Raw genomic sequence first — 25,798 nt, 5'->3', positions numbered from 1 at the left:
TGGCGATGACGGCAGCCAACGATACCAGCGTTTCGATCCAGGACCTGTCGCTGAATTTCGGCGCGGTGACCGTCCTGGAGACGCTCAATCTGGATGTCGCCGATGGCGAGTTCATCGTGCTGCTCGGGCCGTCCGGCTGCGGCAAGTCGACCTTGCTCAATTGCATTGCCGGCCTGCTCGACGTTTCCGAAGGCCGCATCTTCATCAAGGGCAAGAACGTCACCTGGGAAGAGCCCAAGGACCGCGGCATCGGCATGGTGTTCCAGTCCTATGCGCTCTATCCGCAAATGACGGTGGAGAAGAACCTGTCCTTCGGGCTGCGTGTCGCCGGCACGCCAAAAGAAGAGATCGCCAAGCGGATCACGCGGGCGGCTGAAATCCTGCAGATCGAACCGCTGCTGCAGCGTAAGCCGGCCGCACTTTCCGGCGGCCAGCGCCAGCGCGTCGCCATCGGACGGGCGCTGGTGCGCGATGTCGACGTGTTCCTGTTCGACGAGCCGCTGTCCAATCTCGATGCCAAGCTGCGCGCCGAACTGCGCGTCGAGATCAAGCTGCTGCATCGCAAGCTGCAGAACACCATGATCTACGTCACCCACGACCAGATCGAGGCGATGACGCTGGCCGACCGCATCGCGGTGATGAAGGGCGGCGTCATCCAGCAGCTCGATGCGCCGCAGACCATCTACAACCGTCCGGTCAACCGCTTCGTCGCCGGCTTTCTCGGTTCGCCCGCAATGAACTTCGTCGATGGCCACCTGGAAGACGCCGACGGCGGCTGGCGGTTCGCGGCCGGGGATATCAAGATCCCGCTCGGCACTTACGACTTTGCCAAGCCTCCGGCTCCCGGCCCCGTCACATTCGGTATCAGGCCCGAGCATGTCAGCCTGAACAGCGGCACCGGCTGGCCGTTCTCGATGGCCGCCAATGTCGAGGTGGTCGAACCCATGGGCTCCGACACGCTGGTCTGGCTGAAGCTTGCCCAGCAGAATTTCAGCGTCCGAGTGACCTCGGAACGCACGCCCAAGAACGACGAGGCGGTGACGCTTGGATTCGATCCGATGCGCGCCTCGCTTTTCGACACCGCAACCGGCACACGCATCTAGCTTCCGAGAACCAACCTTCCAACGACGATCCCCAAGCAAAACGGACAGAGACGATGAATTGGTCATTCCAACTTTACAGCGCCCGCAATTTCCAACCCTGGGACGGTGTGCTCGCCATGCTCGGCAAGCTCGGCTACGCCCAGGTCGAAGGTTTCGGCGGCGTCTATGATGATCCCAAGGCATTCCGCGCCGAGCTCGACAGGAACGGGCTTGCCATGCCGACTGGACATTTCTCGATCGATGCGCTCGAGAACGATTTTGACGGCGTGCGCAGAACCGCCGACGCACTCGGTATCACGCTGCTCATCTGCCCTTTCCTGATGCCCGACCAGCGGCCATCCGACGTGGCCGGCTGGCGTGGTTTCGGCGAACGCCTGGCCAAGGTCGGTGACGCCGCGAAAAAGGCCGGCTACGGCTTTGCCTGGCACAACCATGATTTCGAGTTCAAGAAACTTGCCGACGGATCGGTGCCGCAGGACCACATCCTGTCATCCGCGCCCGATGTCAGCTGGGAGATGGACGTTGCCTGGGTGGTGCGCGGCGGCGATGATCCGCTGCCGTGGATCGAGAAACACGGCAAGCGCATCAGCGCCGTCCACGTCAAGGACATGGCCAAGCCCGGCGAGGGGCTGGATGAGGATGGCTGGTCGGATGTCGGCCATGGCACCATCGACTGGGCCGGCCTGATCAAAGTGTTGCGTGCCAGGAGTGCTGCCCAATACTACGTCATGGAACAGGACAACCCCAACGACATCGAGCGTTTCGCCCGCCGCTCCATCGCAGCCGCCAAAACCTATTAGGAGCAACCAGCATGGCAAAGAAACTTGGCATCGGCGTCATCGGCTGCGGCAACATCTCGAAGGCGTATTTTTCGCTGGCGCCGCTGTTTCGCGGCATTGAAATGCGTGCCTGCGCCGACATCAACGTGGAGGCGGCCAAGGCTCGGGCGAAGGAGTTCAAGCTGCGCGCCGACGCCGTCGAAGACCTGCTCAAGGCCGACGACATCGACATCATCGTCAACCTGACCATCCCGGCGGTGCACTATGAGGTGTCAAAGCAGGTCCTCGACGCCGGCAAGCACGTCTATTCGGAAAAGCCGTTCGTGCTGTCGGTCAAGGAAGGGCTCGACCTTAAGAAGCGGGCGGAGAAAAAGGGTCTGCGCATCGGCTCGGCGCCAGACACTTTCCTCGGCGGCGCGCATCAATTGGTGCGCAACCTGATCGACACCGGCAAGCTTGGTAAGGTCACGAGTGGCACGTGCCATGTCATGGGCCACGGCATGGAGCACTGGCACCCCAATCCGGATTTCTTCTTCCAGCCAGGCGCGGGGCCGGTGCTCGACATCGGACCATATTACATCACCAATCTGATCCAGCTGATCGGGCCGGTGAAGCAGGTCGCGGCCTTCGCCACGACGCCAGCCAAGGAGCGCACGATCAGTTCAAAGCCGCGCGCGGGTGAAAAGATACCGGTCAACACGCCGACAACCATCCACGGGCTGCTGGAGTTCGAGAACGGCGCCGTTATCACGCTCAACACCAGCTGGGACGTCTGGGCCCACGGCCACGCGCCGATGGAGCTTTATGGCGAGGCGGGTACGGTGTTTGTGCCGGACCCGAACTTCTTCGGTGGTGACGTTCGCTTCACCGTCGCGGCCAAGCCGGTCAAGAAGCTGCCGAACTGGCCGCATCCGTTCGGCGTGCCCAACGAGATGCATTCGCAAGGCATGATGGCCAACTACCGCACGTCAGGCCTTGCCGATATGGCGGTGGCGATCGCGGAAGGTCGGCCGCACCGCTGTTCGATGGAGCTGGCGCTGCACGCCGTCGACGTGATGACCGGCCTGCTGCGTTCCGGCGAAACCGGCAAGTTCGTCGCCATGCAGACCACCTGCGAACGGCCGGCCGCACTTGGCGTCAAGGAAGCCAAGGCGCTTTTGGCGAAGAAGAAATAGGGCAGCACACCTCAACCCTCTCCCCGTTTCGACGGAGAGAGGGTAAGGGTGGGGGCAGAGCCAACTCGCCGCGTTGTGACGATGCAGCCGACCGGCTCGTTTCCATTCGAGGATTTTCCGATGCCCTACACGCCCGCCGAAAACCGTTACGAGAAAATGGTCTACAACCGCTGTGGCCGCTCCGGCCTGAAGCTGCCGGCGATCTCGCTGGGCCTGTGGCACAATTTCGGCAACGACACGCCGCACAAGACCAAGCAGGCGATCGCGCGCAAGGCCTTCGACCTCGGCATCACGCATTTCGACCTCGCCAACAATTACGGTCCGCCGCCCGGTTCTGCCGAAACCGCCTTCGGTGAGATCCTGCGCACCGACTTCGCTGCCTACCGCGACGAACTGATCATCTCGACCAAGGCCGGTTACCAGATGTGGGCCGGGCCCTACGGCGAATGGGGTGGGCGCAAATACATTCTGGCCAGCCTCGACCAGAGCCTCAAGCGGATGGGGCTCGACTATGTCGATATCTTCTATTCGCACCGTTTCGATCCCGACACGCCGCTGGAAGAAACGATGGGTGCGCTCGACCATGCCGTGCGCTCGGGCAAGGCGCTCTATGCCGGCATCTCGTCCTATAATTCGCAGCGCACGCGCGAGGCGGCCGATATCTTGAAGCAGCTTGGGACGCCTTGCGTCATCCACCAGCCGAGCTATTCGATGCTGAACCGCTGGGTGGAGGAAGACGGCCTGCTCGACACGCTCGAAGGGCTCGGCGTCGGCTCGATCGTGTTCTCGCCGCTGGCGCAAGGCATGCTGACGGACAAGTATCTCGGCGGCATTCCGGACGGCAGCCGCGCGTCGCAGGGCAAGTCGCTGAAGACAGCCTTCATCAACGACAAGACCATCGCCAACATCAAGGCGCTCGACGCCATCGCCGGCAGGCGCGGACAGACGCTGGCGCAGATGGCGCTGGCCTGGGTGCTGCGCAAGGGGAGGGTGACCTCGGCACTGATCGGCGCCAGCCGGCCGGAGCAGGTCGAGGACTGCGTCGGCGCGCTCAAGGCGCTCGACTTCAGCGATGCCGAACTCGCCGAGATCGACACCTACGCGCGCGAATCCGACATCAATCTGTGGGCGGCTTCTGCCGAGCGCAAAGGCCCGCCGAGGAAATAGGTCCGCTCGATAAGCCGGCAAAGCAAAAAACGGCGGGCAACCTGCCTGTTGCCCCGCTCCGATCGATGTTCTCGGCCGCCTTGCGGGCAGAATGCTGGAAACAGTAGCAAAAATGCCTGTTCGTCGCTATCTGGGTGGGACATGGATCGTTTGTGCGCGGCGCAAGCGACGCAAGGCGAGTTGGAAACAGGATCATGGCGGCAAGGGATGTGCTGACGAAAAACCAGCTGTGCGTGCTCGAGAAACTCGAGACCGCCAGCGGACCGCTCAGTGCCTACACCTTGCTCGACCAATTGCGCGAGCGCGGTTTTCGCGCACCGCTCCAGGTCTATCGCGCGCTCGACACGCTGGTGAAGTCAGGTTTCGTGCATCGGCTTGAAAGCATCAATTCCTTCGTCGCCTGCGCCGAGCCGCATGACCACAGCCATTCGATGACTGCCTTCGCCATTTGCGACACATGCGGGCAGGTCACCGAGATGTCCGACCACGATGTCGGCCACAGCTTGGACGAATGGGTGCGCTCCACCGGCTTCGCCGCCAAGAAGGCGGTGATCGAGTTTCGCGGGACATGTGCCAAGTGTTTGGCTGAGGCGGCTTGAGGTGAGTTGAGATTCAGATGATGCCGGCCTGCAAATGGCGGCTTCCTGCCGCTTCCGGTGCTCACGTACGAAAAGTACGCTCCGCTCCGGTTCTCGGAATCCACCATTTTCGGCTCGGCCTGATCTGAATCTCAACACACCTTGCGTTGGTGCTAATGCGCCTCGTCCCAATTGTTGGCGGCGCGCGCGTCGACATGCAGCGGCACCGACATCGAGACCGCCGGCATCGCCGCGTTTTCCATGACATGACGCACGACCGGGATCGTCGCCTCGACTTCCGCCTCGACGGTCTCGAAGATCAGTTCGTCATGCACCTGCAGCAGCATGCGTGCCGAAAGGCCTGCTTTTTCCAGCGCCTCCTCCATGCGGATCATGGCACGGCGGATGATGTCGGCGGCGGTGCCTTGCAGGCGGGCATTGATCGAGGCGCGTTCGTTGAAGGCGCGGAGCGAGGGGTTGGACGATCTTATGTCGGGGTAATGGATGCGGCGGCCGAAGATCGTTTCGACAAAGCCGTGCTCGCGGGCATAGGCCTTGGTCTCCTCGATGTAATCGCGGATGCCGGGGAAGCGCTCGAAATATTTCTTGATGTAGTTGCCGGCTTCCTCGCGCGGGATCGACAGCTGGTTGGCGAGACCGAAGGCCGAAATGCCGTAGATGATGCCGAAATTGATCGCCTTGGCGCGGCGGCGAACCTCCGAGGGCATGCCTTCGACCGGCACGTTGAACATCTCCGACGCGGTGATGGCGTGGATGTCGGCGCCGTCGGCGAAAGCCTGCCGCAGTTGCGGGATCTCGGCGACATGGGCGAGCACCCGCAATTCGATCTGGCTGTAGTCGGCCGAGACCAGCCGATGGCTCTTGTCGGTGATGAAGGCGGTCCTGATCTTGCGGCCCTCGGCGGTGCGCACCGGGATGTTCTGCAGGTTCGGATCGGAGGATGACAGGCGTCCCGTCGTCGTAGCGGCCAACGCGTAGGAGGTGTGGACGCGCTTGGTGTCGGGGTGGATGAAGCCGGGCAGCGCATCGGTATAGGTCGATTTCAGCTTGGTCAGCTGGCGCCAGTCGACGATCTTGCGCGGCAGTTCGTGACCTTCGGCAGCGAGATCTTCGAGAAGCTGCGCCGAGGTCGACCACTGGCCGGTCTTGGTCTTCGAACCGCCGGGCAGGCCCATGCGCCCGAACAGGATGTCGCCGAGCTGCTTTGGCGAACCGATGTTGATGCGTTCGCCGATGAGCTGGTAGATTTCCTCTTCGAGGCGAGCGGCGCCCTGCGCCAATTCGCCGGAGAGCCGCGACAGGATCTGCCTGTCGACCGAGATGCCGCGCTGTTCCATGCGCGCCAGCACCGGCACCAGCGGCCGCTCCAGCCGCTCGTAGACAGACACCAGGCCCTTGGCGGCAAGCCGCGGTTTCAGCACCAGCCAGAGCCGCAGCGTCACATCGGCGTCTTCGGCGGCATGAGCCGTCGCCTTGTCGATGTCGACCTGATCGAAACCGACCGAGCTTTTGCCCGAGCCGGTCACGTCCTTGAGCTGAAGAGGGGTATGACCGAGCCACTTTTCGGCAAGCGCATCCATGCCGTGACCATGGGGCGTACCGGCATCGAGCACGTAGGAGATCAGCATGGTGTCGTCGAACGGTGCGACATCGACGCCGTAGCGGCTCATGATGACAAGATCGTATTTTAGGTTCTGCGCGATCTTGAGAACCGATCTGTCTTCGAGCAGCGGTTTCAGCACCGCCAGCGCCTCGCGCAGCGGAATCTGGTTTTCGAGCGCGCCACCACCGAGCAGGTCGCCATTGCCGCTCATGTGGGCGAAGGGAATGTAGGCGGCGCGTCCGGGAGCCGTGGCGATAGCCATGCCGATCAGTTCGGCCTGCATCGGATCGGCGGATGTCGCCCTGACGTCGAAGGCGGCGATGCCAGCCTCCCGTGCCTCAGCCACCCAGGCTTTCAGGGTCGAGACATCGCGAATGCAATGATAGGCAGAAATATCGATCTTGCCGGTGGCCGCGCGCTCAAGCCTTAGTGCCGCGAGCAGGGAGGGGGTATCGCCTTGTTTTGACGTCTCCGCCGTCCCGCCGGCTTCGTCCGGTTCAGTGCCAGGCGCATTCCGGGCAGCCGGCGGCAAACCGGCGCCAACGTCCGGGCCATGGGCATGATCGGCGCGTTCGACGGTGACCGCGACGGCCTGGACGTCGCCGGCCTCGGTGCTGGTCGCTTCCGCGACACGGCGGGTCAGCGAGGTGAATTCCATGGTCTTGAGGAAACCGATCAGCTTCGGGCCGTCGGGCGCGTGCAGGACGAAATCCTCCAGACCCTCGGTCACCGGTACGTCGTTCATCAGCGTCACCAGCTGACGAGAAATGCGCGCCTTGTCGGCGTTGGCGATGATCGATTCCCGGCGCTTGTCCTGTTTGATCTCGCCGGCCCGGGCCAGCAGCGTGTCCAGGTCACCGAACTGTTCGAGCAGTTGCGCCGCCGTCTTCGGCCCGATGCCGGGCACACCAGGCACATTGTCGACCGAATCGCCGGTCAGCGCCTGCAGGTCGACCATCTTCTCCGGCGGCACGCCCCATTTCTCGATGACCTCCGGAATGCCTATCTGGCGGTCCTTCATCGGGTCGTACATGGCGACCGTATCGCCAACCAGCTGCATCAAATCCTTATCGGAGGAGATGATGGTGGTATCGCCTCCGGCTTCGCAGGCGAGCCTCGCATAGGTGGCGATCAGATCGTCAGCCTCGTAGCCTTCGATCTCGACGCAGGGCAGGTTGAACGCCCTGGTCGCCTGGCGGATCAGGCCGAATTGCGGGATCAAATCTTCCGGCGGTGCCGAGCGGTTGGCCTTGTATTCGGGGTAGAGGTCATTGCGGAAGGTTTTTGACGAATAGTCGAAAATGACGGCGAAATGCGTCGGCACGATGCCTACATCGGTATTGCGGGCGTCGAGCATCAGCTTCCACAGCATGTTGCAGAAGCCGGAAACGGCGCCGACCGGCAGGCCGTCGGATTTGCGGGTCAGCGGCGGCAGCGCGTGATAGGCACGGAAGATGTAGCCGGAGCCGTCGACAAGGAAGAGATGATCGCCTTTTTTCATGCCGGCAGGGATAGCGCGGCGCGGCGGCTTGGTCCATGCCAAAGGCAGCCTCGACTATCGGTTCCGGCAACACCCTGACAGATCGCCGTCGCCCTGCTCACGCCCATGTTACAAAACTGTAATTTTCGTGCCCTTGAATCGCCACGTTCAGAGACCCAAATACACGTCATCGGCAGTTTTCGCCGAGTCCGGAGCAAGGCCCGTCCCCCGCCTATCCCGGACACCTGCGGCAGCCTATCCCCCCTCTCCGGGCTGCCGCATCGTTTCGAGTAGAAGGCCGCCGTGGTTCCCCCTCCACCACGGCGGTCTTTTTTTGCCTCGCAGAGACGTTTGCAGCCCGTGGTCCAATGATCGCGGGCTTTTCGTTTTCCCGTCATGCCTTTACGGTTCCGGTTCTGAATCGAAAGGCTTCACATATGTCCGCAGTTTCCCCCGTCCTCGACCGTCTCGACAAGAATCTCGACCAGAGCCTCGAGCGCCTGTTCGGCTTGCTCAGGATCAAGTCCATCTCCACCGATCCAGCCTATGCCGCCGACTGCCGCAAGGCGGCGGAATGGCTGGTGGCCGAACTCGAGCTGATCGGCTTCGACGCCAGCGTTCGCGACACGCCCGGCCACCCGATGGTGGTTGCGCACCATGACGGCCCGGCCGGTTCGCCGCATGTGCTGTTTTACGGCCATTATGACGTTCAGCCGGTCGACCCGATCGAATTGTGGGAAAGCGATCCGTTCGCGCCTGCTGTCAAGGAGGTCGGGCCGGACCACAAGGTGATCGTCGGTCGGGGGTCGGCCGACGACAAGGGCCAGTTGATGACCTTCGTCGAGGCTTGCCGCGCCTGGAAACAGGTGCATGGCAATCTGCCTTGCCGCATCACCATCCTGTTCGAGGGCGAGGAGGAATCCGGTTCGCCTTCGCTGAAGCCGTTCCTCGAGGCCAATGCCGGCGAACTCAAGGCCGATTTCGCGCTGGTCTGCGATACCGGCATGTGGGATCGCGACACGCCGTCGATCTGCGTCGGATTGCGCGGGCTGGTGGGTGAGGAGATCACGGTGAAGGCCGCCGACCGCGACCTGCATTCGGGCCTCTATGGTGGTGCCGCCGCCAACCCGATCCGCGTCCTGGCCAGGGTGCTGGCCGATATCCACGACAAGGACGGCCACATCACCATTCCCGGCTTCTATGATGGCGTCGAGGAAACGCCGTCGCAGATCCTGAAATCATGGGAGACGCTCGGCGAGACTGCCGAGACGTTCCTGGGACCGGTCGGCCTGTCGATCCCGTCGGGCGAAAAGGGCCGCTCCGTGCTGGAATTGACCTGGGCGCGGCCGACGGCCGAGTTCAACGGCATCATCGGCGGCTATACCGGCAAGGGCTTCAAGACGGTGATCGCGGCCGAAGCCTCGGCGAAGGTCTCGTTTCGCCTCGTCCACAAGCAGGACCCGAAAAAAATCCGGGCCGCGTTCCAGAAGTTCGTCAAGGAGCGCATTCCGGCCGACTGTTCGGTCGAATTCCATCCGCATGGCGGCTCGCCGGCAATCCAGCTTTCCTACGACTCGCCCTTCCTGGCCAAGGCCAAGAATGCGCTGTCCGACGAATGGCCGAAGCCGGCGGTTACGACGGGCAGCGGCGGCTCCATTCCGGTTGTCGGCGATTTCCAGACCTATCTCGGCATGGAATCGCTGCTGGTCGGGTTCGGCCTCGACGACGACCGCATCCACTCGCCCAACGAGAAATACGAGCTCAGCTCCTTCCACAAGGGCCAGCGCTCGTGGGCGCGGATTCTCGATGCCTTGACGCGCTGAGCAGCGGAACCCCTGTTTTCCTGTTGATTTTTCAGCCGATCGCGGCGAGGACGGGCCACAAGATAAAGCGCTGCAGCATCCCCTGCGGGTCAGGGGGCACTGTAGGGCTCGACCGGAGAAGACAATGGCCGATATCCGTTTCCATAAAAACGACCTGCCCGACCTCTCGCACTACAATGTCGGGGCAGTGGCCATCGACACCGAAACGCTCGGGCTCAATCCGCATCGCGACCGGCTGTGCGTGGTGCAGATTTCGCCTGGCGACGGCAGCGCCGACGTCATCCAGATCGCGCCCGGCCAGAAGAAGGCGCCGAACCTCGTCAGCCTGCTGAGGAACCGCGGCGTAACCAAGCTGTTCCACTACGGCCGCTTCGATCTTGCCGTTCTCTACAATGCGTTCGGCGTCATGCCGGAGCCGGTGTTCTGCACCAAGATCGCCTCGCGGCTCACCCGCACCTACACCGACCGCCACGGGCTCAAGGACATCTGCTTCGAGCTTCTCGGCGTCGGGCTGTCCAAGGCGCAGCAATCGTCGGACTGGGCGGCCGAGACGCTGTCGCCCGAACAGCTCGAATATGCGGCTTCCGACGTGCTCTATCTGCACCGGTTGCGCGATGTACTGGCCGGACGGCTGGCGCGCGATGGGCGGACCAAGGAGGCCGATGCCTGCTTCCGCTTCCTGCCGACGCGTGCCAAGCTTGACCTGATGGGCTGGGGCGAAGAGGATATCTTCGCCCATAGCTGAGGGCCGTTGGCGCGCTCCGCGGGCCGGTGACCGTTTGGAACCGGATACAGGCCGTCGCGTTCTGTCGGCTCAGTTTGTCGGTGCAATTGGGGATAATGACATGGCGGACAGAAAGCCGATTGCGACCGCGCCGACAGACGGCTCCAAGGTCTCCGTGACCTGGAAGGACAGCGACGGCGTCATCAACGAATCCATCGCGCAATATCGCGACGACGGCTGGTGGGTCTATATCGACAGTCACACGCAAAAGAAGGTCGAGCCGACCAGCTGGCGCCCTGCCGCAAGCGACGACGACGATCAATAAGCGCGCCGCTGGTGAGGCCGGCTGCTTTCGAATAGCCTGAAGCCGTTGATATCGAGGCCGATTCGGGGCTTTCCGGTCCGCGGTCGCCCTCTTGCTCGGAGGAAATCGCTATGGGTGTCGAAAGCCTGCTCGTCTTCATCATCATCGGTGCCATCGCCGGCTGGCTCGCCGGTCTCATCGTTTCCGGCTTCGGCTTCGGCCTGATCGGCAACATCATCGTGGGCATCGTCGGTGCGTTCATCGCCGGCTGGCTGTTTCCGCGGATCGGCTTTTCCATCGGCGGCGGCACTCTCGCCGCGATCATCCATGCCACGATCGGCGCCATCATCCTGCTGGTGCTGGTCAAGGTTCTGAAACGAGCCTGAGGCTCGACAACGCAAAGAGCGCGCCATGAAACAGAATACGCTCTATCTCGTCATCGGCGCGCTCGTCGTCGTGGTCATCGCGCTCGGCATCTATGTCTATCGCGAGCAGACCAAACCCAAGGGCGTCGAGCTCAAGATCGACGACAAGGGCATTTCGATCCAGCAGAACTAAGCTATGCGGGGGCGCGACATGGTTGCTTCTGACGCCCCGGAAGACGTCGATCGGCCCCCGATCACCGTGGCGGAATGGGAGAGGCTGAACAGGCCGCCAAGGCGCGAGGCGCTGCTGCGCTATCGTTGGCGGGTGTTTCGCTTTCTGAGGACATCCGCACCGGTCAGCGAATTGCAGGGGCAAGAGCAGGTGTTCCGCGATGCGGTCGTCGCCACCGTGGCCTTCAACCGGCCCGAAATGATCGAATGGCAGATCCACCTGGTACGCCGATACCTGGCCGAGCACGAAAGCTACATCGTTTTCGACAACAGCAACAAGGGCGAGGCAAGGGAAGCAATCCGCGATCTCTGCCGTCGCCAGCATGTCCCCTATGTCGCATTGCCGAAGAACAGGCTGGTCGTCAGCAGATCGCACGGTCAAGCGCTCAACTGGATCGTGCGGAATTTCTTGCCCAGGTTCGGGCCGAAGCTGTTCGGCTTCATCGATCATGACATCTTTCCGACTGAACCGTTTTCGATCCGCGCCCGGATGGAGGGCAAAAGCCTCTACGGCAGCGTGCGGCGCGATACGCCGACGCCAGGCGGCTGGTTCCTGTGGCCCGGCTTCTGTTTTTTCGACGGAAGCTTGTTGCGGCGACGACTGGATTTCGCCCCGAGCTACAAGTTTCATATGGATTCCGGCGGTGGCAACTGGCCTGTGCTCTACAGGTCGATCGATCCGGCGCTGATTCGATTCGCTGAAAACAAATCGCTTCGCTTCGGCGCCGGACATGATCAATCCGAGGATTTTTTCATGATTGTCGATGGCTGGCTGCACGTCACGAACGCCTCGAACTGGAGGCGACAGCCGGTCGACAGGGGCGAACACATTGTCGCGCTGTTGCGGCAAGCCGGCGGTCCCGACCAGCCGGATGTGAAGTTCGAGCCCATCTGAACGAGACAGCGAACAGCGTGGCGTCAGTAACCTGCAAAGAGCAGACGCTGGCCTTTTTGGCTGCCCAACCCCAAGGCCGGCATTCGAACACGACTTAACCCGCCCTTAAATCGCCGCATCTACTCTTCAACCCGAACGCCATAGGCATCGGGGACATCAAGCACAGCGCATGGCGAACCGCAGAGACAGTCGCATCGAACCCAGTTTCGAGGGGCCGCCGCAGGCGCGGTCCTCGGCGGGTCTTTCGGTGAACGAGGAGGATCGCGTCGTGCCGAGCAATCGCAAAGCCTCCGCAAAACGCAAGCCGGCCAAAGGGAAATCGTCGCGGGTCAAGCGCGGCAGAAGCCGGCGCGGCCTGTTCGGCGTGCTCGGCCGGCTATTCTACTGGTGCTTCGTGCTCGCAATCTGGGGCGGCATCGCCGTGGCCGGCATCGTCATCTACTACGGTGCCAAGATGCCGGCGGCGACGACCTGGTCGATTCCCGACCGCGCCCCCAACATCAAGATCGTCTCGGCAGATGGCCAATTGCTCGCCAATCGCGGCATGAGCGGCGGCGAGGCGGTCGGCCTGCACGAAATGTCGCCCTATATCCCGGAAGCCGTCATCGCCATCGAAGATCGGCGCTTCTACTCGCATTTCGGCATCGACCCGATCGGGCTTTCCCGCGCGATGGTCACCAATGTGCTTGGCGGGCATTTCTCGCAGGGTGGCTCGACGCTGACCCAGCAATTGGCCAAGAACCTGTTCCTGACACCCGACCGCACGCTGGAGCGCAAGGTGCAGGAAGTGCTGCTGGCGCTATGGCTGGAGCACAAGCACACCAAGGACCAGATCCTCGAAATGTACCTGAACCGGGTCTATTTCGGCTCTGGCGCCTATGGCGTCGAAGCCGCCTCGCGCCGCTATTTCGGCAAGAGCGCGCGCGACGTCACCCTGTCGGAAGCCGCATTGCTTGCCGGCCTGCTGAAGGCGCCGTCGCGGCTGTCGCCGGCACGCGATCCCAAGGCCGCCGAGGAACGCTCACAGCTGGTGCTTGCCGCCATGCGCGACGAGGGCAAGATCAGCGCCAAGGAACTGACCTCGGCGATGAGCGCGCCGGCAACGCGTGCGCCGTCCTATTGGACCGGCTCGGAGAATTACGTCGCCGATACCATCATGGAGGAACTGCCCGACCTGATCGGCGACGTACGCGGCGATATCGTCATCGACAGCACCGTCGACCTGAACCTGCAGAAGCTCGCCGAGCAATCGATCCGCAGGCTGATCGACGACAGCGGCAAGAAACTCAACGTCAGCCAGGGCGCCCTGGTGTCGATCGACGATTCCGGTGCGGTGCGCGCCATGGTCGGCGGCTACGACTATTCGACCAGCCAGTTCGACCGTGCTTCGGAGGCACGTCGCCAGCCGGGCTCGGCATTCAAGCCGTTCGTCTATATGGCCGCTCTTGAAGCCGGCCGCACGCCCGACAGCATCCGCAACGATGCGCCGATCAAGATCGGCAACTGGACGCCCGACAATTACGGCGGCAAGTATTTCGGCAAGGTGACGCTGGCCACCGCGCTGGCCAAGTCTCTGAACTCGGTGGCAGCGCAGCTGACCATGGAGGTTGGGCCGAACGCGGTTGTCGAGGCGGCGCACCGCATGGGCATCCAGTCCGACCTGACAGCCAACACCTCGATCGCGCTCGGCACTTCGGAAGTGACGCCGCTGGAGCTGACATCGGCCTATGTCCCCTTTGCCAATGGCGGCTACAAGCCCGACATCCATTTCATCCGGCGCGTGACGACCACCGAGGGCAAGGTGCTTTACGACAGCGGCGGCGGCAGCGCGCCGCGCGTCGTCAAGCCTGAGATCGTCGGCATGATGAACTCGATGATGACGGGCACGGTTGAGATCGGCACTGCCCGGAAAGCGGCTTTCGCCTGGCCATCGGCCGGCAAGACCGGCACCAGTCAGAATTCGCGCGACGCCTGGTTCGTCGGCTACACCGCCAATCTCACCACCGGTGTGTGGTTCGGCAATGATGATGGCAGCCCGATGAAGAAGGTCACCGGCGGCGCACTGCCGGCGCAGGCCTGGCACGAGTTCATGGTTGCGGCCCACGAGGGTGTGCCGGTGCGGCCGCTGCCCGGCACCTGGAAATCGACGCCGGCCGACACAATCGTCCCCGACGAGATACCCTCGGCGAACAACACGGCGCCGGTTCCGTCCACGTCGGTCAGCCAGCAGGCACCGGCGCGGCCAGCAGCGCCGGTTGCCCAAGCACCAGCGCCGGTCCGCGCGGCCCGTCCCGCCCAAACCGTCGATGCCGATGGCCTTTCCATGCCGGAGGATGACGGCGCCACCGCATCGATCAAGCACCCGGTGCCGCCAGGCGACGTCGGCGGTCCGCGCAAGAAGCGGCAGACCTCGATCCTCGACCTCCTTGGCGGCTGAGTAGACCCGCTAATTCGCCTTTGGTTTGGCGCTGCCCAGCTTCTTGCTGTCAAAGGTCAGTTTGTCGCTGTGAATCTTGCCGTCGCTGATGGTGAGGTGCTTGGCGCAGGAAAGCGCGCCGGACGACTCTGTCATCAAGTCATACATAAGCAGCGCCTGGTGGTCGTCTCCGAAGGCCGCGATCATGCGCACACCGGTCACATCCTGTGAAAGTTTGGTCAGGCCCTCGAGGTAGGGGGCCTTGCCAGTCGACTGTTGCATCGGCCCATCAAAAACGACGTCGTCGGCGACATAGGATGCTGCCTTTTCGAGGTCGTGTCCTGTCCACGCTTTGGTGAAGGCAGTGGCGATGTCGAGGGGTGCTGTCTGTGTCATGGCTTTGTCCTGATAGATTGATTCAGAACCCCGCGCCCTTTCCGCATTCAAGGACCAACGGCGAGCCGGCTTCCCGGTTCCTCCTTTGAGGTGAATGGTGACATTTCGGCCTCTCGCCACCTCGGCGGCGTTCGGCTACATCTGCCGGCTGGAGACCTGAAATGACTGAACTCGACACCCGAAAGACCATCGTGCTGACCGGCGCCAGCCGCGGCATCGGCCACGCCACCGTCAAGCGTTTTTCGCGCGAGGGCTGGCGCGTCATCACCTGCTCCAGGCAGGCTTTCGCCGAGGACTGCCCGTGGCCGGCCGGGCCGGAAGACCACATCAAGGTCGATCTCGCCGATCAGGAGGATGTCGGCATCGCCGTCTCCGAAATTCGCCACCGGCTGGAAGCGCATGGCGGCCAGTTGCATGCGCTGGTCAACAATGCCGGCATTTCGCCGAAGCTCAAGGACGGCAACAGCCGCATGAATTCGATCGACACGCCGATGCATGTCTGGCGCGACGTGTTCCAGGTCAATTTCTTCGCGCCGATTATGCTGGCGCGCGGGCTGTTCAAGGAACTGGCGGCGGCCAAGGGCTCGATCGTCAACGTAACCTCGATCGCCGGAACCCGCGTGCATCCTTTCGCCGGCACGGCCTACGCGACATCGAAGGCGGCGCTCGGCTCGCTGACGCGCGAGATGGCGCATGATTTCGGTCCGCACGGCATCCGCGTCAACGCGATTGCGCCGGGCGAAATCGATACCGCGATCCTGTCGCCGGGCACGGACAAGATCGTCGAGACCATTCCTCTCAGGCGCCTTGGCACCACGGCCGAAGTCGCCGACATCATCTTTTTCCTGTGCTCGCAGCAGGCGTCGTATGTGACTGGCTCGGAAATCCACATCAATGGCGGCCAGCACGTGTGACAAAACAGGATGCTCATCCTGTTATGGTGAGAACAGCCTTGCCGCTGAAGCTGCGCTGTCGCAGTGCGTCCAGCGCTTGAGCGACGTCTGTCCACGGCGCCGTCAAGGCCACGCGCGTTTCGAGCCGGCCGGCTGCGACCAGAGCGAGCAGTGAGGCGATGTCCTCGCCGATGCCTGGACCAGACGTGTAGTACGCAAAAGTCTGAAGCCTTGCCCCTTCATGATCCGGAACGAACTGGCGGAATCCGACGGGCGTCAGCTCGCCGCTGCTCGAACCGAACATGACGATGGTCCCGCTAGGTGCGATACGTTCGATCGCGCGTGCGAGGCTTTGGCCGCCGACCGACTCGGTGATCAGCGAGAACGGCCCCTCGGCCAGATCGATCGCTTCGACAACCTGCCGGGCTCCGAGGCCGCGGAGATCGTCGGCATGCCGGGCCGCGGCGATTGCCGTCACCGAGGCGCCTTGCTCGCGGGCGATCTGGATCTGAAAACGGCCGACCGCTCCGCTTGCACCGGTGATCAAGACCTGCTGGCCGGCGAGGTCGCCGCCATGGCGTAGAGTCCTTAGTGCCGTCGTACCGGCGACAGGAAGCGTGGCTGCGGAAACGAAACTGACGTCATCCGGCAGGACGGCGAGACGGTCGATTGGGACTGCGATGCGTTCGGCCCAACCGGCCTCGTCGACCAAAGCAACAACCCGGGCGCCGACGGCTGGCCCGGAACCATCGGCTGCTCTTCGTTCGACAATCCCCGCGATGTCCTGGCCGGGTGTCCAGCCCTCGGGGCGTATGGCAAGCAGGCGCAGTTCGCCCCGGTTCAACGAAGTTGCGTGGACAGAGACAAGCGCTTCGTTCGAAGCCGGTTGAGGCTCGGCGATGTCGGCGAGCCTCAACCCGGTCGCGCTTTCGGGAGAGATGACCAGGGCGAGCATGGTGTACCTTGTTGCTGGCTTGTCGGTGCCAGCTTGCTGTGGAAAGCACGGCAAGCTGAGTATGAGCCGGAGCTTATCGACTTTCGCCGTTAAAGAATTTAGCTATCATGGCGTTTAATCGCTAATAACAGTCAACCATGAGACAACCCCTCAGCTACCCCTGGCTCGATCTCGATGTGGATGACCCTGCCGCGCCGGCGATTGCCGTGCGCGTCGACATCCCCGACACCAGAGCGGAAGTCCCCGCCCATCGGCACCGCAAAGGCCAACTCGTCTTCGCACTCGGCGGCGGCGTCACATGCCGCGTTCCAAGCGGTCTGTGGATGGTGCCGCCGCATTGCGGGGTGTGGATCCCCGGCGGCATGGAGCACAGCAATGTCGCAACCGCCAACGCCCGGATTTTCTTCGTCTACATAGAGCCGAGAGCCGCCGATCTGCCGGAGCGGTGCTGCACGTTTTCAATCTCGCCCCTGCTGCGCGAATTGATCATCGAGCTTTCCGATCGGGTGGAGGGTGACGGGGCGAGGGGCGAACTCTTGACCAAGATGCTGCTCACCGAATTGCCACGCATGCCTGTCCAGCAATTGCACCTGCCGATCTCGTCCGAGCCACGCTTGAACAGGATCGCCGAAGCGTTGGCGCAAGATCCTGCCGACCGCAGCACACTGGCGGAATGGGCCAACCGCATCGCGCTCAGCGAGAGCAGCCTCGCCCGCCTTGTGGCAAAGGAGACGGGGCTGAGTTTCGGGCGCTGGCGCCAGCAATTGCACTTGATCGTTGCAATTCGGGAACTGGCTTCCGGCAAGAGTGTCCAGCAGGTCTCGGGCGATCTCGGCTATGGTTCCGTTACGGCCTTCATCACCATGTTCAAGAAGGCGCTTGGGAAGCCGCCGGCCAAATACCTCAGCGGTATCGCGCAAAATGGCGGCTCTGCATTCGTGGCGTGATGCTCGCTTGAAAGGGTGGTCGAGCCGATCACGTTGCCAGCGTGCGAGAGTGCAGCTTGGGCTTTGGGACTCAGGCCACCGACGGCTCGGCGGTTTCGCGCCTCAACTCCGGTTTGGAACCGAGAACTTCTTCCACAATCCCGCGCGCAATCTCGCGCTCGCCCATGATCACCGTATCGGCGCCCAAACCCTTGAGATGTTCGACCTCGGCATCGGAATGGGCACGGGCGATGACGTTGATAGCGGGATTGGCGGCGCGGGCGCGGAGCACGATCTGGCCGGCTTCGAAGGCATTGGGGATCGCAAGGATCAGCCGGCTGGCGCCCTCGGGATTGGCGGCGGCGAACACTTCGGCATTGGCCGCATTGCCGGCGACGGTCTCGACGCTGTCCGCTTTCAGCTTCGCCAGCGTCTTGTCGGCGTCCTCGATGACCAGGAAGGGCATTGCCGCGCCTTTCAGGGCCGAGCCGACCAGGCCACCGACACGGCCGTAGCCGATCAGGATGGCATGGCCGGTGAGTGCCGTCTTTGGCGGCGGCCCGTCCTCCTTTTTCGCCGCTGCCGCGACAGAGGCCACCTGGCCCGGCTCCGTCGCCGGACCAACCGGTTTTGCCTCGACCGGTGGTGCCGTCCTGGCGGCGCGCCGTTCCAGCCACGGCTTCATCCAGTCGATGGCCAGGAACATCAGCGGGTTGAGGACAATCGACAGGATCGCACCGGCCAGAATGAGGTCGCGGCCCTGTTCCGGCAGCAGCTTCAGCCCGACGCCGAGTTCAGCCAGGATGAAGGAGAACTCGCCGATCTGGGCGAGGCTTGCCGAGATTATCAGCGCCGTGGCGATGGGATAGCCGAAGGCAACAACGATGGCGAACGCGGCCAGTGATTTGCCGATGACGATGATGGCGAGCGTCGCCAGGATTGGCCAACCATTGCTGATCAGGCTGAACGGGTCGAACAGCATGCCGACCGAGACGAAGAACAGCACGGAGAAGGCATCGCGCAGCGGCAGCGATTCTTCCGCCGCGCGGTGGCTGAGTTCGGATTCGCTCATGATCATGCCGGCGAAGAAGGCGCCCAGCGCCAGCGAGACACCGAACAGTTTGGCCGCACCGAAGGCGACGCCGAGCGCGATGGCCAGAACCGCCAGCCGGAACAGTTCGCGCGAGCCGGTATGGGCGACATAGTGCAGGATCCAGGGAATGACCCGGCGGCCGACCACCAGCATGACGATGACGAAGGCGGCGACCTTGGCCAGCGTGATGCCGACGACGCCCCAGATGCCGTAGCTGGCCGGCAGCGACAGCAGGCCGCTGGCATGGGCGTAGGCCTGCTCCTGGCCGCCGAGCACGCCAGCGAGCGCCGGCAGCAGCACCAGCGCCAGCACCATGGCCAGATCCTCGACGATCAGCCAGCCGACGGCGATGCGGCCGCGCTCGGTCTCGATCATCCGCCGTTCCTGCAGGGCACGCAGCAGCACCACGGTCGAGGCGACCGACAACGCCAGGCCGAACACCAGCCCCGCGCCCATCGACCAGCCGAGCATCCAGGCAAGACCAGCGCCAAGCGCGGTGGCAAAGCCGATCTGGACGATGGCGCCCGGCACGGCGATGGCACGCACCGACAGCAGATCCTTGAGCGAGAAGTGCAGCCCGACGCCGAACATCAGCAAGATGACGCCGATTTCGGCCAGTTCGTTGGCAAGCCCGGCATCGGCGACGAAGCCGGGCGTGTTCGGCCCGACCAGCACGCCGGCTATGAGATAACCGACCAGGGGCGGAATGCGGAAGCGGTTGGCGAGAGCCCCGAAGACGAAAGCCAGCCCCAGACCGGCGACGATGGTGGCGATAAGGGGCGTGTCATGCGGCATTGTCTATGGAGCGCCTTTCAAGTCAGCGATGTTGGATGAGCGCCGCCCAAGGCCGCCGCCTGTTTGCAATATGGTGGATGGTATGTCGGCGATGCAACCCGCAAAGCCGTGAAATCGACGGCGCTGCCGCGAAAATTTGACCGGCAGCTGAGAAAGCTGCCGGCCGGATCGGAATTTGTGCGGAGCTATTCGTCTCGATTCGTCAGGGCCGATCGATGATCAGGCTGCCCGCAGCAAGGCCTCGATTTCCGGTATGGCATGGTTGGTCAATGTCTTGGGAATTTCGGCGGTCACCTTGTCCCCGACCTCCTTGTGCAGCTTTTTGCGCATTGTCCCAAGCACCACCGGCGGCGCGACGAGCACGATCTCGCTGAACTCGCCATCATGCGCGAGCTTGTAGAGCCGGGCGGCGATTTCATCGGCAAAACGCTCCTTGCCGATGCGGTGCCAGTCCGTATCCTCGACTGCGCTGCGGTGTACGGAGGGACCATCACTGTATCGGCCGGGGCTGTCACTGCCTTGCTCGCGGGTGGGCGGGTTGTCCTGCTGCATTTCCTGCACCACCTCGAGATTCGGATATTTGTTGTCACCGGCGTTCCTGAGGAAAAGCGCCTTCTCGCCATCGGCCACGATCACCCAGATACCGTGCTTGAGTATGATTGTGTTCATGATGACAGGGCTCCTTTTTAGCCGCGTGGCGACCTCTAGTTGGCATTCCGCAGCCGGATTTCGATCCGACATGACGGGCCTTTTGAGAACGCGCCTCGAGCCGGTAATGTTCCAGTCGGCAGCCACGTCGGCGTCGGACATTCTGGCTATCCCGAGGTCGCGACTTTAATCTACTAACTTGGTAGAATTTAGAAAAAACAGTTTTGCGGCTTTTCTCGCCGGGCGCTAAAAGAGCCACAAATCAAGGCCTGCGACAGAAGCTTGAATCCGCTCTATCTGTAAATGAGAAATATTTTTCTCTTGGCCGGGATGCTTTCAGAAAAGCAATTGCATCCCGATAAGGGATGCGCGAGTGCGTTCCTTCTGGTTTCTCGCGCTCGCGCGTAGAACTGCAAGCTCATTGAGGATTCCGCTCGCGTCCATGTCGCACACTGCTCCCAAGCTCAACGCCTTCCCCGTGTTCATGCGGGTTGAGTGCGAAGCTGTGGCCATCGTCGGGGGCGGCGAAGAGGCGCTGGCCAAGGCGCGGCTGATCGGACAGTCGAGCGCGGTCCTGCGGATCGTCGCGGAACATGCCGAGCCCGACCTGCTCGCCTTCGTCGCCCAGGCCGGCGCGACGCATTTTGCCGCGGCTTACGAGGCGTCGCAGCTCGAAGGCGCGGTCATGGTGTTTGCCGCCAGCGGCGACGAGGAACTCGACCGCCGGGTGGCCGCGGATGCGCGCCGCCTAGGCATTCCGGTCAATGCCGTCGATCGGCCCGAGCTTTGCGATTTCTTCACCCCGGCGCTGGTCAACCGCGCGCCGGTGGCCATCGCCATCGGCACCGAGGGTGCAGGCCCGGTGCTTGCCCAAATGTTGCGCGGCCGCATCGACCGCATGCTGTCGCCGTCGCTCGGGCCGCTGGCAATTCTTGCGGCTTCGTTTCGCGGGGCTGCCGAGAAGCTGCTGCCGAGAGGCAATGCCCGCCGCCGCTTCTGGCATGATTTCTTCGCTGGCGCTCCTGCGCGCGCGGCTGAAGCCGGCCAGCTTTCGCAGGCGCATGACGCCGCCGTCGATCTTCTGCTGTCGAACACGCCCGCTTGCGGTCACATCGCGCTGGTTGGCGCCGGTCCGGGCGCCGAGGATCTATTGACCTTGCGAGCCCATCGTCTGCTGATGGAAGCCGATGTCATCGTCCATGACGCCCTTGTGCCCGAGGCGGTCGTTGCCATGGGTCGCCGCGATGCCGAGCGCCTGCCGGTCGGAAAGCGCAAGGGCTGCCACACCAAGAGCCAGGCTGAGATCAATGCGCTGCTGGTCGAGCTTGGCCGTGAAGGCAAGCGTGTCGTGCGGCTGAAGTCTGGCGATCCGCTGGTGTTCGGCCGGGCCGGCGAAGAGATGGCGGCACTTCGCGACGCCGGCATCGCCTATGAGGTGGTCCCGGGCGTCACCGCGGCCTTTGCCGCCGCCGCCGATTTCGAACTGCCGCTGACCTTGCGCGGTATCTCCTCGTCGATGGTGTTCACCACCGGCCACGACCTCAAGGGCAATTCGCTGCCCGACTGGGCCAAGCTCGCGATTTCGGGCGCCACCGTCGCCGTCTATATGGGCCGCTCGGTGGCGGCCGAGGTTGCCGGACGGCTGATCGAGGCCGGTCTGTCGCCGGATACTGCGGTGGCGGTGGTCGAGAATGCCAGCCTCGCCAACCGGCGGCGCTTCCACGGCACGCTTGCCGACCTGCCGTCGCTGGAAGCGCGCGCCGATCTTTCCGGCCCAGTCATGACCATCATCGGCGATGCGGTCGCCGGCGCCAACTTTGAACGGTCCGAGCCGCTGGCGGCACACAGGCATGAAGGCGCGTCCAGTTCGGTCGCCGAAGGAGTTCAGCAATGAAGATACTGACCGCCAACCGCCTCACCGACGGCATCGCCGTCTGGTACGCCGATGGCGGCTGGGCCGAGACGGTGGATCATGCCGACCTCGCCCATGACAAGGCAGCCGATGACAGGCTCGAGGCGATCGGCGCCAAGGCCTATGCCGCCAACGAAGTGGTCGACGTCAATTTGATCGACGCCGAAGTCGTCAACGGCGTCGTCCAACCGGTGCGGCTGCGCGAGAAGATCCGCGCCGCCGGCCCGACCATCCGCAACGATCTCGGCAAGCAGGCTGCGCGGGCAGCATAACCAAGACACCAGGCATGGGCGGACGCGCCCTGAAAGACCAAGCATGTACCGTTACGATGAGTTCGACCACGATTTTGTCCAGGCCCGCGTCGCCGAGTTCAGCGACCAGGTGCAGCGCCGTCTTGCCGGCGAGATCACCGAGGACCAGTTCCGGCCATTGAGGCTGATGAACGGCGTCTATCTGCAGCTGCATGCCTACATGCTGCGCATCGCGGTGCCCTATGGCACGCTGAACGGCAAGCAGCTGCGCATGCTCGGCCACATCGCCCGCAAATACGACAAGGGCTACGGCCATTTCACCACGCGCCAGAACATCCAGTTCAACTGGCCGGCGCTGTCGGACATTCCGGCGATCCTGGCGGATCTCGCAAGCGTCGAGATGCATGCCATCCAGACCAGCGGCAATTGCATCCGCAACGTCACCGCCGACCATTTCGCCGGCGCTGCCGCCGACGAGGTCGCCGATCCGCGTCCCTACGCGGAAATCCTGCGCCAGTGGTCGTCGGTGCATCCGGAATTCTCGTTCCTGCCGCGCAAGTTCAAGATCGCGGTGACGGGGGCCGAGCGCGACCGCGCCGCCATCCAGACCCACGACATCGGCCTGCACCTGAAGAAGAACGCCGCCGGCGAACTCGGTTTCGCCGTCTATATCGGCGGCGGCCAGGGCCGCACGCCAATGGTTGCCCGCAAAATCCGCGACTTCCTGCCGGAAGCCGACCTTTTGTCCTACTGCACGGCGATCCTGCGCGTTTACAACCTCTATGGCCGCCGCGACAACAAGTACAAGGCGCGCATCAAGATCCTCGTCCATGAGACCGGGGTCGAGGAGATCACCCGCCAAATCGAGGCCGAGTGGCAAGAGTTGAAAGACGCCCAGCTGAAGCTGCCGGAAGCCGATATCCGCGCCATCGAGGCCTATTTCGCGCCACCGGCACTCGCTGAGCGGCCGGAAGGCGACCAGGCGGTCAAGCTGGCGCGGCTCGATTCCAAGGGGTTCTCGGAGTGGCTCGACCAGAATGTCGTGACGCACCGCCATCCGGATTATGCGGCTGTGACGATCTCGCTGAAGGGCATCGGCGAGGTGCCCGGCGACGCCTCGGACAGCCAGATGGACGCAATCGCCGACATCGCCGAGACATATGGCTTTGACGAGCTGCGTGTCAGCCATGAGCAGAACCTGATCCTGCCGCATGTGGCCCGCGCCGACCTCAAGGCGGTCTATGATGCGCTGGTCGGCATCGGCCTGGCGACGGCCAATTCCAACCTGATATCGGACATCATCGCTTGCCCGGGCCTCGACTACTGCGCGCTGGCCACGGCGCGCTCGATCCCGATCGCGCAGGAAATCTCGCGCCGCTTCGCCTCGCTTGAGCGGCAGCGCGAGATCGGCGAACTGAAGCTGAAGATCTCCGGCTGCATCAACGCCTGCGGTCATCACCATGTCGGCCACATCGGCATCCTCGGCGTCGAGAAGAAGGGCTCCGAACTCTATCAGGTGACGCTGGGCGGCTCGGCCGACGAGAACACCTCGGTCGGCGAGATCATCGGCCGCGGCTTCTCTTCGGAAGAGATCACCGACGCCATCGAACAGATCGTCGAGACCTATCTCGGCCTTCGGCTCGACCCACAAGAGAAATTCATCGACGCCTACCGCCGAGTCGGTCCCGCGCCGTTCAAGGAGGCGCTCTATGCTGGCGAAGCCAAGGCCGCTTGACCGTATTGGAGACGTCGATGACGGCATCGCCGCCAAAGCGGCGGGGCTCGATGCGCTCTATGGTCATCTGAAGCCGCTCGAGATCATCGAACGCTCGGCCCGCGAACTGTTCCTCGACGAGATCGCGGCGGTGTCGTCGTTCGGCGCGGATTCGGCTGTGCTGCTGCACATGATCGCCAAGATCGACCGGACGCTGCCGGTCATCTTCCTCGACACCGGCAAGCATTTCGAGGAGACGCTCGGCTATCGCGATGCGCTTGCCGCCGATTTCGGGCTGACCAACATAAGGGTGATCAAACCCGAGGAAGCAGCACTCGAACGGATCGATCCGACGGGCAATCTGCACCAAAGCGATACCGATGCCTGCTGCGACGTGCGCAAGGTGGAGCCGCTGGCGCGCGGTGTCGCGCCATTTCGTGCCTGGCTCACTGGCCGCAAGCGTTTTCAGGCCGAGACGCGGGCAGCGCTGCCGGTGTTCGAGGCGGTCGGGCCGCGCATCCGCATCAATCCGCTGGCGCATTGGACGACATCGGACCAGGCCGACTATATGCGCGCGCATGCGCTGCGCGAAAATCCGCTGGTCGCTTATGGCTATCTGTCGATCGGCTGCTTCCCGTGCACGCAGCCGGTGCAGCCGGGCGAGGACGCGCGCAGCGGCCGCTGGGCCGGTCATGCCAAGACCGAGTGCGGCATTCACCTGTCGGGGCTGGAGAAGTCGCTGACCGACGCATCCCTTTAGGATATGCTGATATTCAGGTGGGGCTGGCCTGCAAACGGCGGCTTCCTGCGCTTCCGGTGCTCACGTACTTCAAGTACGCTCCGCTCCGGTTCTCGGAAGCCGCCATTTTCGGCGCAGCCTGACCTGAATCTCAACACATCCTTGGTTCGTTTGACTGTTTAGGAACTTTTTGATGACTGGACCGACGACACCGGAGACCCGGCTCTGGACCCCTGCGGGTTTTCAGGAGGATGAGTGGACGCATGCCGAAAGCGCCGATGCGCTGTCCGGCAACGGCCGCTTCATCCTGCCGTTGCAAATCTTCCTCGATCTCGATCCGGAGGTGCGCCGCTCGGCCAAGGAACGGCTCGGCGTCCTGCTGCAGCCGGGTGATCAGCTCGAGAAGATCGCCGACCTGCTCGACCAGCTGTCGCTGGTGGCGCTGGCCTTTCCGGCCTTCAGCGACGGCCGCTCCTTCTCCAAGGGAGAACTGCTGCGCGGCCGCTACCATTTCGAAGGTGCCGTTCGCGCTACCGGCCAGGTGCTGGTCGACCAACTGCCGCATATGCTGCGGCTGGGCTTCGGCGAGTTCGAGATATCAAACCCCGTGCTGTTGAAGCGCCTGGAGGAGGGCCGCACCGGCGGATTGGGGCTCTACTACCAGCCAGCCGCCGTGCCGGAACCAAAAGGCCCGAAATACTCCTGGCGGCGCGTTCGCAGCAGCTGACGTTGCGGTAATTCCGCGCGTCTTTACAACGCCCCCTGTTCAAGCCTTCTCTTGAGCTTCCGGATGGAAAATCTGGAATGATCGG

The 25,798-nt window shown here is 63.2% G+C and carries 24 protein-coding genes; 19 read left to right on the top strand and 5 right to left on the bottom strand.

Annotated elements, in window-relative coordinates:
• Positions 1-5: 5 nt before the first annotated feature.
• The 5 genes from A4R29_RS24965 (at position 6) to A4R29_RS24945 (ending at position 4,823) form a co-directional block, all read left to right on the top strand.
• Positions 6-1,103 carry an ABC transporter ATP-binding protein gene (locus A4R29_RS24965; protein WP_027161308.1) on the top strand — a complete coding sequence of 366 codons (1,098 nt, stop codon included), beginning with the start codon at positions 6-8 and terminating at the stop codon, positions 1,101-1,103.
• Between the two features lie 53 nt (positions 1,104-1,156).
• A complete protein-coding gene (locus A4R29_RS24960) occupies positions 1,157-1,903 on the top strand; it encodes a sugar phosphate isomerase/epimerase family protein (RefSeq protein WP_027161309.1) in 747 nt (248 codons plus the stop codon).
• 11 nt (positions 1,904-1,914) lie between these two features.
• Positions 1,915-3,057, top strand: coding sequence for a Gfo/Idh/MocA family protein (locus A4R29_RS24955; RefSeq protein WP_027161310.1), 1,143 nt, complete (start codon positions 1,915-1,917; stop codon positions 3,055-3,057).
• A gap of 120 nt (positions 3,058-3,177) precedes the next feature.
• Positions 3,178-4,224, top strand: a complete 1,047-nt coding sequence (gene mgrA / locus A4R29_RS24950; protein WP_013529545.1) for an L-glyceraldehyde 3-phosphate reductase — start codon at positions 3,178-3,180, stop codon at positions 4,222-4,224.
• 194 nt (positions 4,225-4,418) lie between these two features.
• Positions 4,419-4,823, top strand: a complete 405-nt coding sequence (locus tag A4R29_RS24945) for a Fur family transcriptional regulator (RefSeq protein WP_013529546.1) — start codon at positions 4,419-4,421, stop codon at positions 4,821-4,823.
• Positions 4,824-4,975: 152 nt separating this feature from the next.
• Here the strand turns inward: A4R29_RS24945 and polA are convergent, their stop codons facing one another.
• On the bottom strand, positions 4,976-7,927 hold the full coding sequence (gene polA / locus A4R29_RS24940) for a DNA polymerase I (protein ID WP_063173101.1): 2,952 nt from the start codon (positions 7,925-7,927) through the stop codon (positions 4,976-4,978).
• Positions 7,928-8,343: 416 nt separating this feature from the next.
• Between polA and A4R29_RS24935 the strand changes: the two genes are divergently transcribed.
• The 7 genes from A4R29_RS24935 to A4R29_RS24910 all read left to right on the top strand — a co-directional run bounded on the left by A4R29_RS24935 (position 8,344) and on the right by A4R29_RS24910 (position 14,685).
• Positions 8,344-9,729, top strand: coding sequence for a M20/M25/M40 family metallo-hydrolase (locus A4R29_RS24935; RefSeq protein ID WP_063173100.1), 1,386 nt, complete (start codon positions 8,344-8,346; stop codon positions 9,727-9,729).
• Between the two features lie 124 nt (positions 9,730-9,853).
• On the top strand, positions 9,854-10,474 hold the full coding sequence (locus tag A4R29_RS24930) for a ribonuclease D (RefSeq protein WP_063173099.1): 621 nt from the start codon (positions 9,854-9,856) through the stop codon (positions 10,472-10,474).
• Between the two features lie 100 nt (positions 10,475-10,574).
• Positions 10,575-10,778, top strand: a complete 204-nt coding sequence (locus A4R29_RS24925) for a hypothetical protein (RefSeq protein ID WP_013529550.1) — start codon at positions 10,575-10,577, stop codon at positions 10,776-10,778.
• A gap of 110 nt (positions 10,779-10,888) precedes the next feature.
• On the top strand, positions 10,889-11,143 hold the full coding sequence (locus tag A4R29_RS24920) for a GlsB/YeaQ/YmgE family stress response membrane protein (RefSeq protein ID WP_013529551.1): 255 nt from the start codon (positions 10,889-10,891) through the stop codon (positions 11,141-11,143).
• A gap of 25 nt (positions 11,144-11,168) precedes the next feature.
• The gene (locus A4R29_RS33380; protein ID WP_013529552.1) at positions 11,169-11,315 is read left to right on the top strand and encodes a hypothetical protein; all 147 of its coding nucleotides are present in this window, start codon (positions 11,169-11,171) and stop codon (positions 11,313-11,315) included.
• Between the two features lie 18 nt (positions 11,316-11,333).
• The gene (locus A4R29_RS24915) at positions 11,334-12,248 is read left to right on the top strand and encodes a hypothetical protein (protein ID WP_063173799.1); all 915 of its coding nucleotides are present in this window, start codon (positions 11,334-11,336) and stop codon (positions 12,246-12,248) included.
• Between the two features lie 169 nt (positions 12,249-12,417).
• A complete protein-coding gene (locus A4R29_RS24910) occupies positions 12,418-14,685 on the top strand; it encodes a transglycosylase domain-containing protein (RefSeq protein ID WP_063173098.1) in 2,268 nt (755 codons plus the stop codon).
• Between the two features lie 9 nt (positions 14,686-14,694).
• Here the strand turns inward: A4R29_RS24910 and A4R29_RS24905 are convergent, their stop codons facing one another.
• Positions 14,695-15,060 carry a nuclear transport factor 2 family protein gene (locus A4R29_RS24905; protein ID WP_027161316.1) on the bottom strand — a complete coding sequence of 122 codons (366 nt, stop codon included), beginning with the start codon at positions 15,058-15,060 and terminating at the stop codon, positions 14,695-14,697.
• Between the two features lie 161 nt (positions 15,061-15,221).
• On the opposite strand from A4R29_RS24905, the gene A4R29_RS24900 reads away from it, so the two are divergent.
• A complete protein-coding gene (locus A4R29_RS24900) occupies positions 15,222-15,974 on the top strand; it encodes an SDR family NAD(P)-dependent oxidoreductase (protein ID WP_013529556.1) in 753 nt (250 codons plus the stop codon).
• 13 nt (positions 15,975-15,987) lie between these two features.
• Here the strand turns inward: A4R29_RS24900 and A4R29_RS24895 are convergent, their stop codons facing one another.
• A complete protein-coding gene (locus tag A4R29_RS24895) occupies positions 15,988-16,908 on the bottom strand; it encodes a zinc-binding dehydrogenase (protein ID WP_063173097.1) in 921 nt (306 codons plus the stop codon).
• A 137-nt stretch (positions 16,909-17,045) separates the two neighbouring features.
• Here A4R29_RS24895 and A4R29_RS24890 point away from each other — a divergent pair, with 137 nt between their 5' ends.
• A complete protein-coding gene (locus A4R29_RS24890; protein ID WP_063173096.1) occupies positions 17,046-17,855 on the top strand; it encodes an AraC family transcriptional regulator in 810 nt (269 codons plus the stop codon).
• Between the two features lie 70 nt (positions 17,856-17,925).
• On the opposite strand, the gene A4R29_RS24885 is transcribed toward A4R29_RS24890, so the two are convergent.
• Together A4R29_RS24885 and A4R29_RS24880 are read right to left on the bottom strand one after the other, a co-directional pair.
• Entirely contained in the window at positions 17,926-19,722 is a 1,797-nt protein-coding gene (locus A4R29_RS24885) for a cation:proton antiporter domain-containing protein (protein WP_063173095.1), read from the bottom strand.
• Positions 19,723-19,941: 219 nt separating this feature from the next.
• Positions 19,942-20,391 (bottom strand): baeRF12 domain-containing protein, encoded by a 450-nt coding sequence (locus A4R29_RS24880; protein ID WP_013529560.1) that lies wholly within the window; start codon positions 20,389-20,391, stop codon positions 19,942-19,944.
• A gap of 421 nt (positions 20,392-20,812) precedes the next feature.
• Between A4R29_RS24880 and cysG the strand changes: the two genes are divergently transcribed.
• The 5 genes from cysG (at position 20,813) to A4R29_RS24855 (ending at position 25,713) form a co-directional block, all read left to right on the top strand.
• Positions 20,813-22,264, top strand: coding sequence for a siroheme synthase CysG (gene cysG, locus A4R29_RS24875; protein ID WP_063173094.1), 1,452 nt, complete (start codon positions 20,813-20,815; stop codon positions 22,262-22,264).
• Complete coding sequence (locus A4R29_RS24870; protein WP_013529562.1) at positions 22,261-22,554, top strand: DUF2849 domain-containing protein; 294 nt, start codon at positions 22,261-22,263, stop codon at positions 22,552-22,554. The genes cysG and A4R29_RS24870 overlap by 4 nt, the downstream gene beginning before the upstream one ends.
• A 43-nt stretch (positions 22,555-22,597) precedes the next feature.
• Complete coding sequence (locus A4R29_RS24865) at positions 22,598-24,268, top strand: nitrite/sulfite reductase (RefSeq protein WP_013529563.1); 1,671 nt, start codon at positions 22,598-22,600, stop codon at positions 24,266-24,268.
• The gene (locus tag A4R29_RS24860) at positions 24,243-25,007 is read left to right on the top strand and encodes a phosphoadenylyl-sulfate reductase (RefSeq protein WP_013529564.1); all 765 of its coding nucleotides are present in this window, start codon (positions 24,243-24,245) and stop codon (positions 25,005-25,007) included. Before A4R29_RS24865 ends, A4R29_RS24860 begins: the two co-directional genes overlap by 26 nt.
• 172 nt (positions 25,008-25,179) lie before the next feature.
• Positions 25,180-25,713 (top strand): DUF934 domain-containing protein, encoded by a 534-nt coding sequence (locus tag A4R29_RS24855; protein WP_027161321.1) that lies wholly within the window; start codon positions 25,180-25,182, stop codon positions 25,711-25,713.
• Positions 25,714-25,798 lie beyond the last annotated feature (85 nt).

The sequence above is a fragment of the Mesorhizobium ciceri biovar biserrulae genome (assembly GCF_001618845.1).
In the GTDB taxonomy this organism is placed as follows: Bacteria; Pseudomonadota; Alphaproteobacteria; order Rhizobiales; family Rhizobiaceae; genus Mesorhizobium; species Mesorhizobium ciceri.
This window is presented reverse-complemented; position numbering and strand designations above follow the sequence as displayed.

What these genes read in the sequence shown, in the direction of transcription:
- A4R29_RS24920 (WP_013529551.1), top strand. Translation starts at nt 10,889, where the DNA reads ATGGGTGTCGAAAGCCTGCTCGTCTTCATCATCATCGGTGCCATCGCC.
- polA (WP_063173101.1), bottom strand. Translation starts at nt 7,927, where the DNA reads ATGAAAAAAGGCGATCATCTCTTCCTTGTCGACGGCTCCGGCTACATC.
- A4R29_RS24925 (WP_013529550.1), top strand. Translation starts at nt 10,575, where the DNA reads ATGGCGGACAGAAAGCCGATTGCGACCGCGCCGACAGACGGCTCCAAG.
- A4R29_RS24935 (WP_063173100.1), top strand. Translation starts at nt 8,344, where the DNA reads ATGTCCGCAGTTTCCCCCGTCCTCGACCGTCTCGACAAGAATCTCGAC.
- A4R29_RS24910 (WP_063173098.1), top strand. Translation starts at nt 12,418, where the DNA reads ATGGCGAACCGCAGAGACAGTCGCATCGAACCCAGTTTCGAGGGGCCG.
- A4R29_RS24880 (WP_013529560.1), bottom strand. Translation starts at nt 20,391, where the DNA reads ATGAACACAATCATACTCAAGCACGGTATCTGGGTGATCGTGGCCGAT.
- A4R29_RS24955 (WP_027161310.1), top strand. Translation starts at nt 1,915, where the DNA reads ATGGCAAAGAAACTTGGCATCGGCGTCATCGGCTGCGGCAACATCTCG.
- A4R29_RS24865 (WP_013529563.1), top strand. Translation starts at nt 22,598, where the DNA reads ATGTACCGTTACGATGAGTTCGACCACGATTTTGTCCAGGCCCGCGTC.
- A4R29_RS24960 (WP_027161309.1), top strand. Translation starts at nt 1,157, where the DNA reads ATGAATTGGTCATTCCAACTTTACAGCGCCCGCAATTTCCAACCCTGG.
- A4R29_RS24895 (WP_063173097.1), bottom strand. Translation starts at nt 16,908, where the DNA reads ATGCTCGCCCTGGTCATCTCTCCCGAAAGCGCGACCGGGTTGAGGCTC.
- A4R29_RS24905 (WP_027161316.1), bottom strand. Translation starts at nt 15,060, where the DNA reads ATGACACAGACAGCACCCCTCGACATCGCCACTGCCTTCACCAAAGCG.
- A4R29_RS24890 (WP_063173096.1), top strand. Translation starts at nt 17,046, where the DNA reads ATGAGACAACCCCTCAGCTACCCCTGGCTCGATCTCGATGTGGATGAC.
- cysG (WP_063173094.1), top strand. Translation starts at nt 20,813, where the DNA reads ATGTCGCACACTGCTCCCAAGCTCAACGCCTTCCCCGTGTTCATGCGG.
- A4R29_RS24855 (WP_027161321.1), top strand. Translation starts at nt 25,180, where the DNA reads ATGACTGGACCGACGACACCGGAGACCCGGCTCTGGACCCCTGCGGGT.
- A4R29_RS24965 (WP_027161308.1), top strand. Translation starts at nt 6, where the DNA reads ATGACGGCAGCCAACGATACCAGCGTTTCGATCCAGGACCTGTCGCTG.
- A4R29_RS24945 (WP_013529546.1), top strand. Translation starts at nt 4,419, where the DNA reads ATGGCGGCAAGGGATGTGCTGACGAAAAACCAGCTGTGCGTGCTCGAG.
- A4R29_RS24885 (WP_063173095.1), bottom strand. Translation starts at nt 19,722, where the DNA reads ATGCCGCATGACACGCCCCTTATCGCCACCATCGTCGCCGGTCTGGGG.
- A4R29_RS24860 (WP_013529564.1), top strand. Translation starts at nt 24,243, where the DNA reads ATGCTGGCGAAGCCAAGGCCGCTTGACCGTATTGGAGACGTCGATGAC.
- A4R29_RS24870 (WP_013529562.1), top strand. Translation starts at nt 22,261, where the DNA reads ATGAAGATACTGACCGCCAACCGCCTCACCGACGGCATCGCCGTCTGG.
- mgrA (WP_013529545.1), top strand. Translation starts at nt 3,178, where the DNA reads ATGCCCTACACGCCCGCCGAAAACCGTTACGAGAAAATGGTCTACAAC.
- A4R29_RS24900 (WP_013529556.1), top strand. Translation starts at nt 15,222, where the DNA reads ATGACTGAACTCGACACCCGAAAGACCATCGTGCTGACCGGCGCCAGC.
- A4R29_RS24930 (WP_063173099.1), top strand. Translation starts at nt 9,854, where the DNA reads ATGGCCGATATCCGTTTCCATAAAAACGACCTGCCCGACCTCTCGCAC.
- A4R29_RS33380 (WP_013529552.1), top strand. Translation starts at nt 11,169, where the DNA reads ATGAAACAGAATACGCTCTATCTCGTCATCGGCGCGCTCGTCGTCGTG.
- A4R29_RS24915 (WP_063173799.1), top strand. Translation starts at nt 11,334, where the DNA reads ATGGTTGCTTCTGACGCCCCGGAAGACGTCGATCGGCCCCCGATCACC.